This is a genomic window from Oerskovia jenensis (assembly GCF_016907235.1).
GTDB classification, from domain to species: Bacteria; Actinomycetota; Actinomycetes; order Actinomycetales; family Cellulomonadaceae; genus Oerskovia; species Oerskovia jenensis.
In genome coordinates, this window is sequence record NZ_JAFBBO010000001.1 from 4418015 (window position 1) to 4432393 (window position 14379).

Genomic DNA, 14379 nt, shown 5'->3' on the forward strand with positions numbered 1-14379 from the left:
TCACACCTTGCGGGTGCGCAGTCCGTGGGTGGCTGTAATGCTGCCAACATGTCACCAGCCAAGCCAGCCTCCCCCGCCATCGTCCGGCAGCAGCAGGTCTTGCGAGACAGCCTGCCCTTCCAGGACACCCAGGACTTCGACGACGTCTCCCGCGGCCTCCTCGGCCGACGAACACCGAACGCGGTCACTGCCACGGACGGTCGCGTCGTCTGGGACAACGACACCTACGACTTCCTCCAGGGCGAGGCCCCGGACACGGTCAACCCGAGCCTGTGGCGCCAGTCGCGGCTCGTCGCCACCCAGGGGCTGTTCGAGGTCGTCGAGGGCATCTACCAGGTGCGGGGCTTCGACCTCTCCAACGTCACCTTCATCGAGGGCGAGACCGGCGTGATCGTGCTGGACCCCCTGATCTCGACCGAGACGGCCGCGGCGGCCCTCGCGCTGTACCGCGAGCACCGCGGCGAGCGTCCCGTGACGGGGGTCGTCTACACCCACTCGCACGTCGACCACTTCGGCGGGGTCAAGGGGGTCACGACCCAGGAGGACGTCGACGCCGGGCGCGTCCCGGTCCTCGCCCCCGAGGGGTTCACCGAGCACGCCGTCTCGGAGAACGTCTATGCGGGCACGGCCATGGCGCGCAGGTCGGGCTACATGTACGGCGCGGCGCTCGCGCGCGGACCGCAGGGACAGGTCGGGGCGGGGCTCGGACAGACGACGTCGACGGGAACCATCACCCTCGTCGCCCCGACCGTGGACATCACCACGACCGGTGAGGAGAAGAGGGTCGACGGCGTCCGGATGATCTTCCAGATGGCCCCCGACACCGAGGCGCCGTCCGAGATGCTCGTCTACTTCCCGGACCACCGCGCGCTGTGCGCGGCCGAGGACGCGACGCACAACCTGCACAACCTGCTGACGCTGCGCGGTGCCGTCGTGCGTGACCCGCACGCCTGGGCGCACTACCTCACCGAGTCGATCGAGCTCTTCGGCGACGACCTCGAGGTCGTCTTCGCGTCCCACCACTGGCCCACCTGGGGCAACGAACGCATCCTCGAGTACCTGAACATCCAGCGAGACCTCTACGCGTACCTCCACGACCAGACCCTCAGGCTCCTCAACCAGGGGCTGACCGGGATCGAGATCGCCGAGGTGATCACGCTGCCCCCGGCGCTCGAGAAGGCATGGAGCACCCGCGGCTACTACGGCTCGGTGAGCCACAACGTCAAGGCCATCTACCAGCGGTACATGGGCTGGTACGACGGGAACCCGTCGAGCCTGTGGCGTCACCCCCCGGTCGAGGCAGGCAAGCGCTACGTGGCGCTCGGGGGTGGTGCGGACGCCGTGGTCGCCTCCGCGCAGGCGGCCTTCGACGAGGGCGACTACCGGTGGGTCGCCGAGATCCTGAACCACGTCGTCTTCGCCGAACCCGACCACGCCGGAGCACGCGACCTCCTCGCCGACACCTACGAGCAGCTCGGGTACGGGGCGGAGAACGGCACCTGGCGCAACGTCTACCTCTCGGGAGTGACCGAGCTGCGCGACGGACCCTTCGGCACCCCCACCGTCACCGGGTCCCGGGACATGGTCGCCCAGCTCTCCCCGGAGATGCTCTTCGACGCCCTCGCGATCCAGGTCGACGGGCCCCGGGCGTGGGACGAGAAGCTCTCGATCGACATCGTCCTGACCGACACCCACGAGCGCTACCGTCTGCGCCTGGCCAACGGGGTGCTCACCTACAACACGGCCGTCCAGAAGAGTCCGGCGGACCTCACGCTCACCGGGACCAAGCGCGCACTACCGGTCCTGGCGAGCGGGAACGTCACCCCGGACACGCTCGTCCAGGCGGGCATCGAGCTCAGCGGCGACTCCGCAGTGCTCGGCCGGCTCGCCGCCGTCCTGGACCCGGGCGACAAGGACTTCGCGATCGTCACCCCCTGACGGGCGGACGGGTCGTGCCGGTCGCCGCCCCGGCACCCGGCACGGCCTGACCGGTCCCGCGGACCAGGGCCCGCGGAACCGACCGAAGGACGACCGGGGCGAGGGAGGCACCTGCCGGCAGGACGGGATCGGACGGCGCACGAGGGCGTGCGTCGCACTGACGGGCGAGCGGAGGCACGGGGATGGGGAACGCGCGATCGAGGCAGCACCGGAGCGGGGGGAGGGCCCGGCAGCAGTGGTCCGTGCGGGCCCGCCGGGCCTGGGCGGCCACCGGCGCCGTCCTGCTGGCGCTGCCGCTGGCCCTCGTCCCCGCGATCCCGGCGGCCGCCGCCGACTGGGGCATCAGCAAGCAGGAGGTCTCGCAGGGCCCCTACGAACCCGGCGACGACGTCCAGTGGATCATCACCATCTCCTGCTCGGACCCCAACGCCGACCCGTGCACCAACGCCGTGCTCACCGATCCGTTGCCCGACGGCCTCGACCTCGTCGCCGCATCGATCCAGAGCGGCCCGCCGGGCGGCGAGATCGACGCCGACACCGGCACGAACACGGTCACCTACACCAACCCCGAGGTCTCGAACGGCGCGCAGGCGCAGATCATCGTCACCGCGCGGGTGTCCCCGGACCTGCCCTTCAGTGCCGACGGCGTGCCGATCACCAACACCGCGACCGTCGTGGCCGACAACGCGGCGCAGCAGCCCGCGTCGGACTCGATCACCCCGGTCGTCCCGCTCGTCCTCGGCTCGACGACGACCAAGGCGATCGACCCGCCGGGGGCGCTCGCGGCCCCGGGGACGACCGCGACCATGACGATCGGCGCGACGAACACCTCGAACGACCCGGTCGACACCCTGGTCCTCCAGGACCCCGTCGACCCCACGGCGACCCCCAACCCGTTCACGTACCTCGAGTACACGGGGACGGGCACGGTCGTGCTCCCCCCGAACGCCGACACCGTGACCACGCAGTACTGGGACGGCGACTCGTGGGAGACGCTCGACGACACGGTCGACCCGGCGACCGTGCAGGGCCTGCGCTACACGTTCAGCGGCGACATCCAGCCGGGCGCGACCGCGAGCGTGCCCGTGCAGGTGCAGCAGAGCGACGCGGTCGACGACCTCACGGACGCCACCACGATCACCAACGACGCCTCGTCGTACGTCACGCACACGGGCGCGCAGTCCACGGCCACCACGGCGAGCGACACGTACGTCATCACCCCGCCGGACAACAGCGTGGCGGCGTCCAAGAGCTTCTCGCCGACGACCGTGTCCGCGGGCGACCCGACGACGGTCACGATCGGGGCCACCAACACCGGGACCGCCGTCGACTCCCTGACGATCACCGAGCCCGCCCCCGGGACCGACAACCCGTTCGAGGGGGACGACCCGCTGACCTTCACCGGGTTCGGGCCGACGGGGGACGGCACGGGCGTGCAGTGGCCCTCGGGCGCGAACGGCGCGACCGTGACGTTCACGTGCGCCGACGGCTCGACCCCCGAGGTCGACGCGTCCGCTCCGAACACGCTCCCGAACCCCCCGGACGGGTGCGTCGTGGTCGGCTTCACCGTGGTCTTCACGGGCGACCTGCCGAACGGGGCGTCCGCCTCGATCCCGTTCACGGCCGACACCGACCCCGACCAGACGACCGACGACGTCACGCACACCAACACCATCGAGGCCACGGTGCCGAGCGCGGACCCGGCCACGGCCCCCGCGGACCTCGTGACCCTGGTCGACCGGTTGGCGACGAGCACGACCAAGCTCATGTCGCCCTCGACGATCCCCGCCGTCCCGGGGCAGTCCGTGATCGTGCAGCTCCCGTCCCAGCTCCTCCCGTTCGGACCGGACGGGTCGACGGCGAACGCCGACCAGGTCGTCGTCCAGGACCCGGTCGACCCGGCGAACCCCGGCGAGTTCTGGTCGAACTTCACCGCGACCGCGGTGCGCACGACCGACGTGCCGGCCGGCTCGACCCTGACGGTCAACTACTGGAACGGCAGCGCCTGGGTGCCGGCCCCGGCGTGCGGGCCCTACACCGGCCCGGCGACCGTGAGCTGCGAGCTCCCCGCCGGTGCCCAGGGCGTCCAGTTCGTCTACGACTCGACGGGCGACGGCTTCCCGCCCGGCACACAGTTCCAGCCCAACTTCACGGCCGACTACACCGGACCGGCCGACCGTGACACCCCGATCGAGAACTGCGGCGCGTCGAGCGCGTCGTCGGGCACGGTGGACCCGACCCCGCCCGCGCAGGGCTGCGCCTCGGTCGACCCGTTCCCCGTGGACGGTCCGGGCGCGCTCGAGTTCGTCACCAAGGACTTCCTCGGCGGCACCCCGCCCAGCGTCCTCGCCCGCTCGGACGACCAGGTCACGGCGCAGATCACCTGGTCCACCAACGGCTTCTCGGGCGTGGACCCGATGGTGATCTCGGACATCGCCGACCCGCAGAGCACCCCGATCGCGGGCTCGTTCTACGACGCGTTCGACCTCGTGCGGGTCGAGGCGATCGACACCACCACGGACCCGCTGATCTCCTACGACCAGGTGACGGGGGTCGAGCTGTTCATCGGGGGCACATGGGTTCCCGCGAGCGGCGACCCGTGCCCGTGCGTGGGGTCCTTCCCGGGGTACACCCTGACTCCGGCGGAGCAGGCGTCGGCGACGTCGGTGCGCCTGACCTACGAGGAGTCGCCCGACCGCACCACGACGGGGGACCCGACGGCTCCGCAGCCCGGTGACGGCGTGGCGCGCTCGACGCTCGCGGACGGTCGTCACCTCGACCTGACCTTCCAGGTCCGGGACGTCAAGCGTTCCGACCCGGCCGCCCCGGTGCTGGGCTCGACCCAGGGCACGCTCTACAACTCGACGGATCCCGGGATCGTCCTGGACACCGTGCGCGCCACCGGCACGTTCGACACGAACCAGTACACGGACACCGACACGGCCGACGTGCTGATCATCGACCAACCCCTCAACGTGACCGTCGCCAAGGACTGGACCGGCGGTCCCATCTCCGTGCCGCCGTCGGACACCCCGGCGCAGTTCTACCCGACGACCGACGTGACCATCGCCGGGACCAACGCGTCGGCCGCGAAGGTGAGCCAGCTCCGGTTGGTCGAGCCGGGCATCGCGACCTCGGGGGACGTGCAGACGGCGCCCGGGACCAAGCCGTTCGACGCGTTCACGCTGCGGGCGATCGCCCTGGAGCCCCCCGAGGGCGCGGAGACGACGACGGTCACGCTCACCTACCTGGGGGGCTCGACCGCGAGCTTCACCGAGGCCGAGGCCGAGGCCCTCACGACGGGTGACCTGGCTGACGTCGTCGGTGTCGTGACGTCGTTCGACGGTCTCGTGGCCCCCGGCGCGTCGGGCAGCATGGACCTCACGCTGCAGCTGCGCGAGAACGACCGGTACACCGCGGCGCCCGTGACGGTCGCGGGGTACAGCCCGGTGCCGGACGGCGCGGTCGCCACGATCGCCGACCCGGGCGGCACCGACCAGGACGTCCGGCTCGCGTACGACGACGCGAGCATGGTCCTGCAGGACGCGGGCATCGCGCTCGACGTCGGCAAGACCTTCGACCCGACGCAGATCGTCGAGCCGGGCACGGGCCCGGTGACGATGACGCTCAGCGGTCAGCCCCTCGGGCCGTCGCGCGCGGTCGAGATGGTTCTCGTCGACGACGACCCCCGGTTCTGGAACCAGTACGACTTCGACGCGTTCGCGGGCGCTGCGCTCACCGCGCCGATCCAGCAGGTGCGCGTCGACGCCTTCACGGGGGGCGAGTTCGTGACGGGCCCCGGCGGAGTCGTGGTGAACGGCGGCTCGTGGGTCCTGGGGGACGAGGTCGCCACGTTCGAGCTTCCCGACGGCGTGGCCCCGGCCGACGTGCAGGGCCTGCGGTTCACGTTCTCCCGGAGCGACGGGTCGATCTGGGAGAACCCCGCGAACCCGCTGCAGAGTGTGCCGATCTCGGTCGAACGCCGGGACCAGATGCGCACGGGCGGCCCGGTCCTGACCGACCTCGCGGCCAACGCTCCGGCCCCGGGCGAGAGCGCCCCGGGCGTTGCGACCAACACCGTGGACGGCACCGTGACGGGGGCGGACCTCGTCGTCGACCCCGGGTCCGGCGACCTGGTCCCCGTCTCGGCGACCGACACCGAGACGGCCCCGCTCGTCTACGTGCACGCCACCAACGGGGTGCAGGTGGTCAAGGCGTTCGACGGCGTCGTGACCGGCGGCACCCAGCCGCCCGACGCGACCTTCCCGATGAGCATCGCCGTGACGAACACCGGGAACCGGGCGATCGGCGAGCTCGTGGTCGAGGACGCCCCGATGCCGACGGACGCCCAGGGCGCCCAGCTCCGGCTGGCCGACGTGGACGACCCCTACTCCTACCTGCTGACCGGTCCGCCACTGGCCCCCGAGGAGGGCGACCCCCTGCCCGTCGACCCCGACGAGGTGACGGTCACCCAGACCGGGGACCTGCTCGGGCTCCGGTTCGCCTTCCCCGAGGGGACCGTGCTCGGGGTCGGCCAGACGTACACGATCACCGTCCTGGTGCGCTTCCGTGTGGGGCTCGCCCCGCAGACCCTGGTGACGAACACCGCGGGCGCGACGGCCGACCGTCCGTGGGACCAGTGCCAGACCCGGCTCGACGCGCAGACGGGTGCGTGCGAGGCGGACGCCGACGTGACGCCGATCCCCGCGGGGGTCCTCGCGCAGTCCAAGCTCGTGCGGGCGACGAACGGCGACGCGCTCGACGTCATCGTGGACCCGGCGTACACCGGCCCGCCGGTCGAGTGCACGCCGCTCCCGACGGGGCTCTACGCCTACCCGTGCACACCTGTCATCGCGCCGGGGCACGAGGAGACGTGGCACGTGCGCATCGACAACGTCGGCAACCTGCCGATGAGCAAGATCGTGGCGTACGACAGGCTCCCTGCGGTGGGGGACACCGGGTCCTCCTCGTCGACGTCACCGCGCGGTTCGCAGTGGACGCCGATCCTCACGAACGACCCGCCGCCCGCGCTCGTCAACGCACCGGAAGGCAGCACCGCGTCGTTCTCCTACACGACGGCCGTGGACTACTGCATGGACGACCTCACGGACCCGTTGGCCGAGCCGACCTGCCCGACGGACGACCCGGCGACGGGCTGGGTCCAGCTGACCGGCACCGAGGACGCGGCGCTGCTCGCGACGGTCACGGCGCTCAAGTTCGTCATCACGTTCCCCGACGCCGATCCCTTCCAGCCGGGGGAGTACGTCGCGATCGAGGGCACGACCCTGACCCCGGCCCTCGCGCCGGAGGCCGGCGACCGGTCGATCGCATGGAACTCGGCCGCCGCGTCCGCCGTCGTCGTGACGCCGCAGGGCAACCTCAACCTCTTGCCCACCGAGGGCACCAAGGTCGGTGTGGCCACGGCGACCGGGTCGCTCGAGGTGACCAAGCGGGTCGCCGGCGCGGGGGCGGCCAACGCCCCGGCCACGTTCGACCTGTCCGTCCAGTGCACGTCGGCACCCGGCACGCCCGTGGAGACCGTGCTCGACCCGATCCCGATCACGGTCGCGCGCAACACGCCGGTCACGGTGCCGAACCTGCCGTACGGCGCCGTCTGCACGCTCACGGAGGACGGGTCGGGCGGCCAGACCGAGCTGATCGTCGGCACCGTGACGATCGGCGAGTCTCCCGACGTCACGGCGATCACGGCGACCAACCGCTACGACCTCGCGAGCATCGAGGTCTCCAAGGACGTCGTGACGGACGCCGAGGACCAGGACGGTCAGCCGGTGCCGTTCGGCCCGTTCGAGGTCACGGTCGACTGCACCTTCCTCGGCGAGCCGGTGTACGCGACCGGGTACGGACCCGACGACCCGATGGTGATCGAGATCGAGGACGACCAGACGGTCGAGCTCGACGGGCTGCCCGTCGGCGCCGTCTGCACGGTCGAGGAGACCGGGACGGGCAACGCCTCGTCCGTCACGATCACGGTGACCCAGCATGCCGGCCCGCCCGTGACCACACCCGGGGCCTCCACGACGCTCACGCTGGGCGCCGACACCGACGATGGCGCGAGCACCAACGACGTCGTGCTCACCAACACCTACGACGTCGGCGGGCTCGACCTCCTCAAGGTCGTCGAGGGTCAAGGGGCAACGACGTACGGCGCAGGGCCGTTCACCCTCGCGGTGCGCTGCACGTTCGACGACGACGGCACGGGCCCGGGTGTCCCGCGCATCGTCTACGACGACACGGTCGTGCTCGGCGTCGGGGCGCCTCTCGAGGCGCAGATCGCCGACCTGCCAGCGGGTGCGGTCTGCGACGTGACGGAGCCCGACGACGGCGGCGCGACGTCGACGTCGATCGACCCCAGCCCGGTCACCGTGGCCGCAGGGACCACCGTCGCGGTCACGGCGACCAACACGTTCGACGTCGGCGCGGTCTCGGTGGACAAGGTCGTCGACGGCGAGGGCGCCGATCTCTACGGCGCGGGCCCGTTCACCGTGACGCTCACCTGTACGGCCGACGGTGAGCCGCTCACGGTCCCCGGCGGACCCACGCGCACGCTCGTGCCGGGGACGCCCGTCGTCTACGACGACCTGCCCGTCGGCGCGGCCTGCACGATCACCGAGACCGAGGACGGCGGGGCGTCCGCGTCGACCATGACGATCACGGCCGAGGGCGGCGCCCCCGTCGAGACGGACGGCCCGTCGGCCGACGTCGTCGTGACGCCCGTCGATGCGCAGGGGGCGCCCACCACGGTGGGCGTCGTCGCGACGAACACGTTCGACCTCGGGTCGCTCGTGGTCGACAAGGTCGTCGACGGTGACGGGGCCGCGCTGTACGGCGCCGGACCGTTCGAGGTGTCGCTCGCGTGCACCTTCGACGGCCAGGCGGTCGACATCCCCGGCGGCGCCGCGCGCGAGCTCGTCCCGGGCGAGCCCGTCGAGTACGACGGCCTGCCCGTCGGCGCGCAGTGCGAGGTCACCGAGACCGCGACGGGCGGCGCGACCACCACCGCGGTCTCCGCCGTGGGGGAGGGCGAGCCGGGCGCCGTCGTCGTCCCGGCAGGAGACGCAGGGGGCGTCACCGTGACGAACACGTTCGACGTCGGTGAGGTCCGCGTCGTCAAGACGTTGTCCGGTGCCGACGCCGCCGAGCACCGGGGGGACGTCTTCACCGTCTCGCTCGCGTGCACCCAGGAGGTCGACGGCGTCACGGCCGACGTCGCGATTCCCGGTGGTCCGACGCGTACGCTCTCGGCCGCCGACGGCTGGGTCGCGGTGTACGAGGACCTCCCGCAGGGGGCCGCGTGCGTCGTGGCCGAGACGGACGCGGGCAGCGCGGACACCGTGCAGATCGTCGTCGACGGCGAGAGCACGCTCACGGACCCCTCGGCGACCGTCCCGGAGTCGGTCGAGTTCGACCTCCCTGTGGGGCCGGACGTCTGCGAGCCCGTCGAGGTCGTCAACACGTGGTCGCCGACGAGCAGTGGCATGGGCGGCGGGACGGCGGTCCACGACGCGCTGACGACGGCCCTCTCGCCCGCCGACGCGGCGGTCGCGGCCGGCTGCGCCCAGGCGGCAACCGGCGACGTACTGCCCGGGACCGGGGCCGATCTCGCCCGGGCCGGTGCACTGGTCGCGATGCTGCTCGTGCTCGGGACGGCCGCGCTCGTGCTCGGGCGCCGGCGCGACGCCTGAACGGGCACGGGGCCGATACCCTGGCGTCCGTGACGCACCGCGACGAGACCACCGACCCCGTCCAGGGCCCGCAGGCCGACGCCCGGGAGAGCGTCGGCGAGGACGACGCGGTCGGGAGGGCCGGCGCCCCGCGACGCATCGGTGGGTGGGAGGTCCCGAGGCTCGACTCGCTCGTGCCCGAGGCGCTGGTCGACCGGGGGCGCGCGGCGCTCGCGGGGGTCGAGACGGCTCGCGCGAACGTCGAAGGGGCGCAAGCCGGCGTGCGCACGATCGGGCGGAAGCTGCGCGCACCGGGAGCGCTCTTCGGGCCACCGGCACCCGCGGTCGGCGTCCCCGCTGTCCCGGAGCACCCCGTGCTCCGCAGCGCGGCCGAGGTCGCCGCGCTCCTGCCACGGTCGTTCGAGCTTCCCGTGCGACCCGCGAAGGGGGTCGTCGAACCCCTCGGGTGGACCGGGGCGATGTACCTCGTCGGCGGGGAGGTGCCCCGGGTCCTCGTCCGGCAGGCCCCGGTGAAGCCCCCCTCCAAGGGAGCGCTCCTCTGGGGGATCGTCGAGGAGCTGGCCATGGACGTCCACCCGGGGGAGGAGGACCTGCGCACGGTCGAGCTGGTCGACACCGACGGGCAGATCCTGCTGCGCAGCACGCTCGTCCAGCGGCGCGACGGGAGAAGTTGGGTCACGCGTGACGTGACCCTCGCCGACGGGACCCTGGTCGCCGAGCTGGTGGTCCCCGAGAGGAAGGCGCGATCTCGCGAGGTCCGGCCGGCCGGCGACGTCGGCACGGCTCCCGTGCTCACCGAGCTGCAGGATCTCAGCTGGGGACGGGCTGTCGCACGCGTGTGGCGCGGCCTCGACGAGCTCGCGTCGGTCCGCCCGCAGGACGGCGTCCCCGTGCTCACGATCGGCCCCCTCGCCGGAGACGAGGAAGCCCTTCTCGTCTGGGCCGGTGCGCTCTCCTGGTGGGGTCGCGGCATCGGGTGAACGGTGCTCCCGAGCCGGCTTCCGCACGCAGCGGTCGACGCTCGTCGTCTCGAGCCCGGGACGGGCGTCAGCCGACCCTCTGCGCTCCGGCGAGACAGAGCTGCAAGGCTGCGACGACCTGCCGAGGCGCACGGCACTGCACCCGCACCCAGCTGCCGTCGGTGAGGCGGAGCAGGAGCACCGCAGCACCGACCGTCGGCGCGTAGGCGCCGCCGACGAGCGTCCCGTCGCTGACGGTCGAGCCGTCCGGCAGGCGTTCCCCCGGGCTGAGCGGCCCGTGCTCGGCGACGTGCGCGACGACGGTCGGATCGATCATGGCCGCGGGAAAGTGGTCCCTGCCGGCCCGCAGCCCCGTCCGGTCGACGACGATCTTCTGGTAGCGGCGTGTGGAGAACACCGTCAGCAGCACGATCACCCCGACGATCGTGCCGATCATGATCCACACCGACGCGTCCTGCCATCCACGGACCGCGGCATCGACGAGGAACGCGACGGCCGTCGGCACCGCCACCCACCTCGCCGCCCGGCCGTACCCGCCGCCCGACTCCCGGTACGGCAGGACAGCGGTCCTGGCGTCGGGGTCGCCGGCTGGACCCCGGGCCTCGCCGGCCGTTGCGTCGTTGGTCACCATGTCGAACCCCTGCTTCGTCGCGTTCGTCGTCGGCCTCTCGACCGGTTGCCGTCGCACACCGTACCGGAGCGGGGTTCGTGCTCGCTCCCGAGAGCCTGCCCGTCGGGTCGGGGCGCCCTCCCGGTGGCGAGTGCGGGGAGGTGGCCTACGTTCGAGGGAGATCAGACGCGACCGACCGGGAACCCGGGTGCACCGCGTCGCCCACGAGGAGGACTCCATCGACAGCAACGACACGGTTCGGTCCGGCTCCGAGCCGGCGCCCGACGACCCGCGCAAGCCGGACTCGCCCACGGACCTGCCCAGGCGTTCGTGGAAGCACGTCGCCCGGACGACCTTCCGGCAGTTCTCACGCGACCAGTGCCTCGATCTCGCGGCCGCCCTGACCTACTACGCGGTCCTGGCCTCGGCCCCCGCGCTCCTGGCCGTCGTCTCGCTGATCGGCCTGGTCGGGGACAGCGAGAAGATCGTCGCCCAGGTGCTGGACGTCGCGTCGTCGGTCGTACCGGCCGACGCGATGGCGACGATCGAACCCCTCGTCGAGCAGGTCGCGGGGGGCAGCGACCGGGCCGGGCTCGCGCTGATCGTCGGGCTCGTCGTGGCGCTGTGGTCCGCCTCCGGTTACGTCGGCGCGTTCGGTCGGTCGATGAACCGGATCTACGAGGTCGAGGAGGGGCGCCCGATCTGGAAGCTGCGACCCGTGATGCTCGTGGTGACCGCTGCCGTGGTGCTCATGGCCGCGCTCGTCGTGGTCGCCCTGGTGGTGTCCGGGCCGGTCGCCCGCGCGATCGGGGACGCCGTCGGGCTGGGCGCGGCGGCCGTGACGACGTGGAACCTCGCCAAGTGGCCCGTGGTGCTGCTGCTGGTGATCCTCATCGTGGCCGTGCTCTTTCACACGACGCCCAACGTCCGGCAGCCCCGGTTCCGTTGGCTGAGCGTGGGCGCGATCGTCGCGATCCTCGTCTGGGTCCTCGCGTCGGTCGGCTTCGGCGTCTACGTCTCGACCTTCGCCTCGTACGACTCGACCTACGGCGCGCTGGGAGGAGTCATCGTCTTCCTGCTGTGGCTGTGGATCACCAACCTCGCCCTGCTGTTCGGCGCGGAGCTCGACGCGGAGCTCGAGCGGGCCCGTGAGCTGGAGGGCGGGATCGCGGCCGAGCAGTCCCTCCAGCTCCCGCCCCGCGACACGCGCGCGAGCGACAAGCGGGCGCAGAAGCTCCAGGAGGACGTCGAGCGAGGCACCGAGATCCGCAGGGCCGCGCAGCAGGAGACGACGGAGGAGTCCGCCGGATCCCCGACGGTGCGGGACTGAACGGTCCCGCCGGGAACCTCCCGGCCGGGACGTGGCACGACCATCCGACAGGACGACGCACGAGAGGACCGAGCGCATGCGAGCACTGACGTGGCAGGGACGAGAGAAGGTCTCGGTCGAGGACGTCCCAGACCCCCGGATCGAGGAGCCCACCGATGCGATCGTGCGGGTCACGTCGACCGCGATCTGCGGCTCCGACCTGCACCTGTACTCGGTGCTGGGGATGTACCTGGACCCGGGCGACGTGCTCGGGCACGAGACCATGGGCGTCGTCGAGGAGGTCGGTGCGCACGCGACCCGGCTCAAGGTCGGCGACCGCGTCGTCGTGCCCTTCGGCATCGCGTGCGGGACGTGCTGGATGTGCACCCACGGACTGCAGTCGCAGTGCGAGACGACGCAGGTCAGGTCGCAGGACAAGGGTGCGGCGCTCTTCGGCTACACGAAGCTCTACGGCCAGGTCCCGGGCGGTCAGGCCGAGTACCTGCGGGTGCCGCAGGCGCACTACGGCCCCGTCGTCGTGCCGGCCGGCGGCCCGGACGAACGATTCCTCTACCTGTCCGACGTGCTGCCGACCGCGTGGCAGGCCGTCGAGTACGCGGCGGTGCCGCCCGGCGGGACCGTGGTCGTCGTCGGGCTCGGCCCGATCGGTCAGATGGCCGCTCGCGTCGCGAGGCACCGCGGGGCGGGGAAGGTCGTCGGGCTCGACCTCGTGCCCGAGCGCCTGGAGATGGCCAGGCGGCACGGCATCGATGTCGTCGACCTGTCGGTCGTCGACGACGTCGTGGGCGCGGTCCGGGACCTCACGGACGGTCGGGGCGCCGACGGGGTGATCGACGCCGTCGGGATGGAGGCGCACGGTTCGCCGGGTGCGTCCATGTTCCAGAAGGCGGCGGGGATCCTGCCCGACGCCGTGGCCGGCGCGATCAACGAGAAGGTGGGCGTCGACCGCCTGGCCGCGCTCCTCACCGCGATCTCGCTCGTCCGGCGCGGGGGGACGATCTCGATCTCTGGCGTGTACGGCGGAGCGAAGGACCCGTTGCCGATGATGGACCTCTTCGACCGGCAGGTCACGCTGCGCATGGGACAGGCCAACGTCCGCCGCTGGATCGACGACCTCCTGCCCCTCGTCTCCGACCCCGCCGACCCGCTGGGCGTCCTCGACCTGCGCACCCATCGCCTCGCGCTCGAGGACGCACCCCGGGGGTACGACCTGTTCCAGAAGAAGGAGGACGGGTGCATCAAGGTCGTCCTCGACCCCACGGTGCGCACGGCGTCGGCCCTCGAGAAGGAGTCCTCACGATGACGGCGATCGACACCCACCTCCTCGCGATCTACCTCAACGACCACGTGGCCGGCGCGACCGTCGGGGTGCAGCGGGTCCAGCGCATGGCGAAGGTGTACGGGGGCACCGTGGTGGGCACGGCGATCGCGCCCCTCGTGCCCCAGCTCGGGCAGGAACGGGAGTGGTTGCTCGACTGCCTGCGTCGCCTCGAGATCCCGGTGCGCACCTACAAGGTGGTGGGCGCGTCCGTCGCCGAGCGGGTCGGACGTCTCAAGCTCAACGGGCACGTGCGCAGGACGTCGCCGCTGAGCGCGCTCCTCGAGGTCGAGCTGCTCCGCGGTGCGGTCACGGGGAAGAAGAGCGGATGGCAGACGCTCCTCGCGCAGGGTCCTGACCTGGGGCTCGCTGCTGAGCAGGTCGTGGACCTCGGCGACCTCGTCACCCAGGCGGACCAGCAGGTCCGCGTGCTCTCCGACCTGCTCGACGTCCTGCACGCGAAGGTCTTCCGGCGGCGGTCACCGGACGCGGTCGGCTAG

The 14379-nt window shown here is 72.3% G+C and carries 7 protein-coding genes; 6 read left to right on the forward strand and 1 reads right to left on the reverse strand.

From position 1 onward, the window contains the following. Positions 1 to 48 precede the first annotated feature (48 nt). The 3 genes from JOD49_RS19725 (at position 49) to JOD49_RS19735 (ending at position 10621) form a co-directional block, all read left to right on the forward strand. Complete coding sequence (locus JOD49_RS19725; protein WP_205308665.1) at positions 49 to 1938, forward strand: alkyl/aryl-sulfatase; 1890 nt, start codon at positions 49 to 51, stop codon at positions 1936 to 1938. Between the two features lie 242 nt (positions 1939 to 2180). Further along, a complete protein-coding gene (locus JOD49_RS19730) occupies positions 2181 to 9641 on the forward strand; it encodes a DUF5979 domain-containing protein (protein WP_205308666.1) in 7461 nt (2486 codons plus the stop codon). Positions 9642 to 9670: 29 nt separating this feature from the next. Next, a complete protein-coding gene (locus JOD49_RS19735) occupies positions 9671 to 10621 on the forward strand; it encodes a hypothetical protein (protein ID WP_205308667.1) in 951 nt (316 codons plus the stop codon). Between the two features lie 67 nt (positions 10622 to 10688). On the opposite strand, the gene JOD49_RS19740 is transcribed toward JOD49_RS19735, so the two are convergent. Then, complete coding sequence (locus JOD49_RS19740) at positions 10689 to 11252, reverse strand: hypothetical protein (protein WP_205308668.1); 564 nt, start codon at positions 11250 to 11252, stop codon at positions 10689 to 10691. 187 nt (positions 11253 to 11439) lie between these two features. Between JOD49_RS19740 and JOD49_RS19745 the strand changes: the two genes are divergently transcribed. The 3 genes from JOD49_RS19745 (at position 11440) to JOD49_RS19755 (ending at position 14379) form a co-directional block, all read left to right on the forward strand. Continuing rightward, positions 11440 to 12561: a YihY/virulence factor BrkB family protein gene (locus JOD49_RS19745; protein ID WP_307822663.1), complete on the forward strand. Its 1122-nt coding sequence runs from the start codon at positions 11440 to 11442 to the stop codon at positions 12559 to 12561. Between the two features lie 76 nt (positions 12562 to 12637). Next, the gene (locus JOD49_RS19750) at positions 12638 to 13864 is read left to right on the forward strand and encodes an alcohol dehydrogenase catalytic domain-containing protein (protein ID WP_205308670.1); all 1227 of its coding nucleotides are present in this window, start codon (positions 12638 to 12640) and stop codon (positions 13862 to 13864) included. Continuing rightward, the gene (locus JOD49_RS19755) at positions 13861 to 14379 is read left to right on the forward strand and encodes a hypothetical protein (RefSeq protein ID WP_205308671.1); all 519 of its coding nucleotides are present in this window, start codon (positions 13861 to 13863) and stop codon (positions 14377 to 14379) included. The genes JOD49_RS19750 and JOD49_RS19755 overlap by 4 nt, the downstream gene beginning before the upstream one ends.

What these genes read in the sequence shown, in the direction of transcription:
- JOD49_RS19755 (WP_205308671.1), top strand. Translation starts at nt 13,861, where the DNA reads ATGACGGCGATCGACACCCACCTCCTCGCGATCTACCTCAACGACCAC.
- JOD49_RS19750 (WP_205308670.1), top strand. Translation starts at nt 12,638, where the DNA reads ATGCGAGCACTGACGTGGCAGGGACGAGAGAAGGTCTCGGTCGAGGAC.
- JOD49_RS19725 (WP_205308665.1), top strand. Translation starts at nt 49, where the DNA reads ATGTCACCAGCCAAGCCAGCCTCCCCCGCCATCGTCCGGCAGCAGCAG.
- JOD49_RS19740 (WP_205308668.1), bottom strand. Translation starts at nt 11,252, where the DNA reads ATGGTGACCAACGACGCAACGGCCGGCGAGGCCCGGGGTCCAGCCGGC.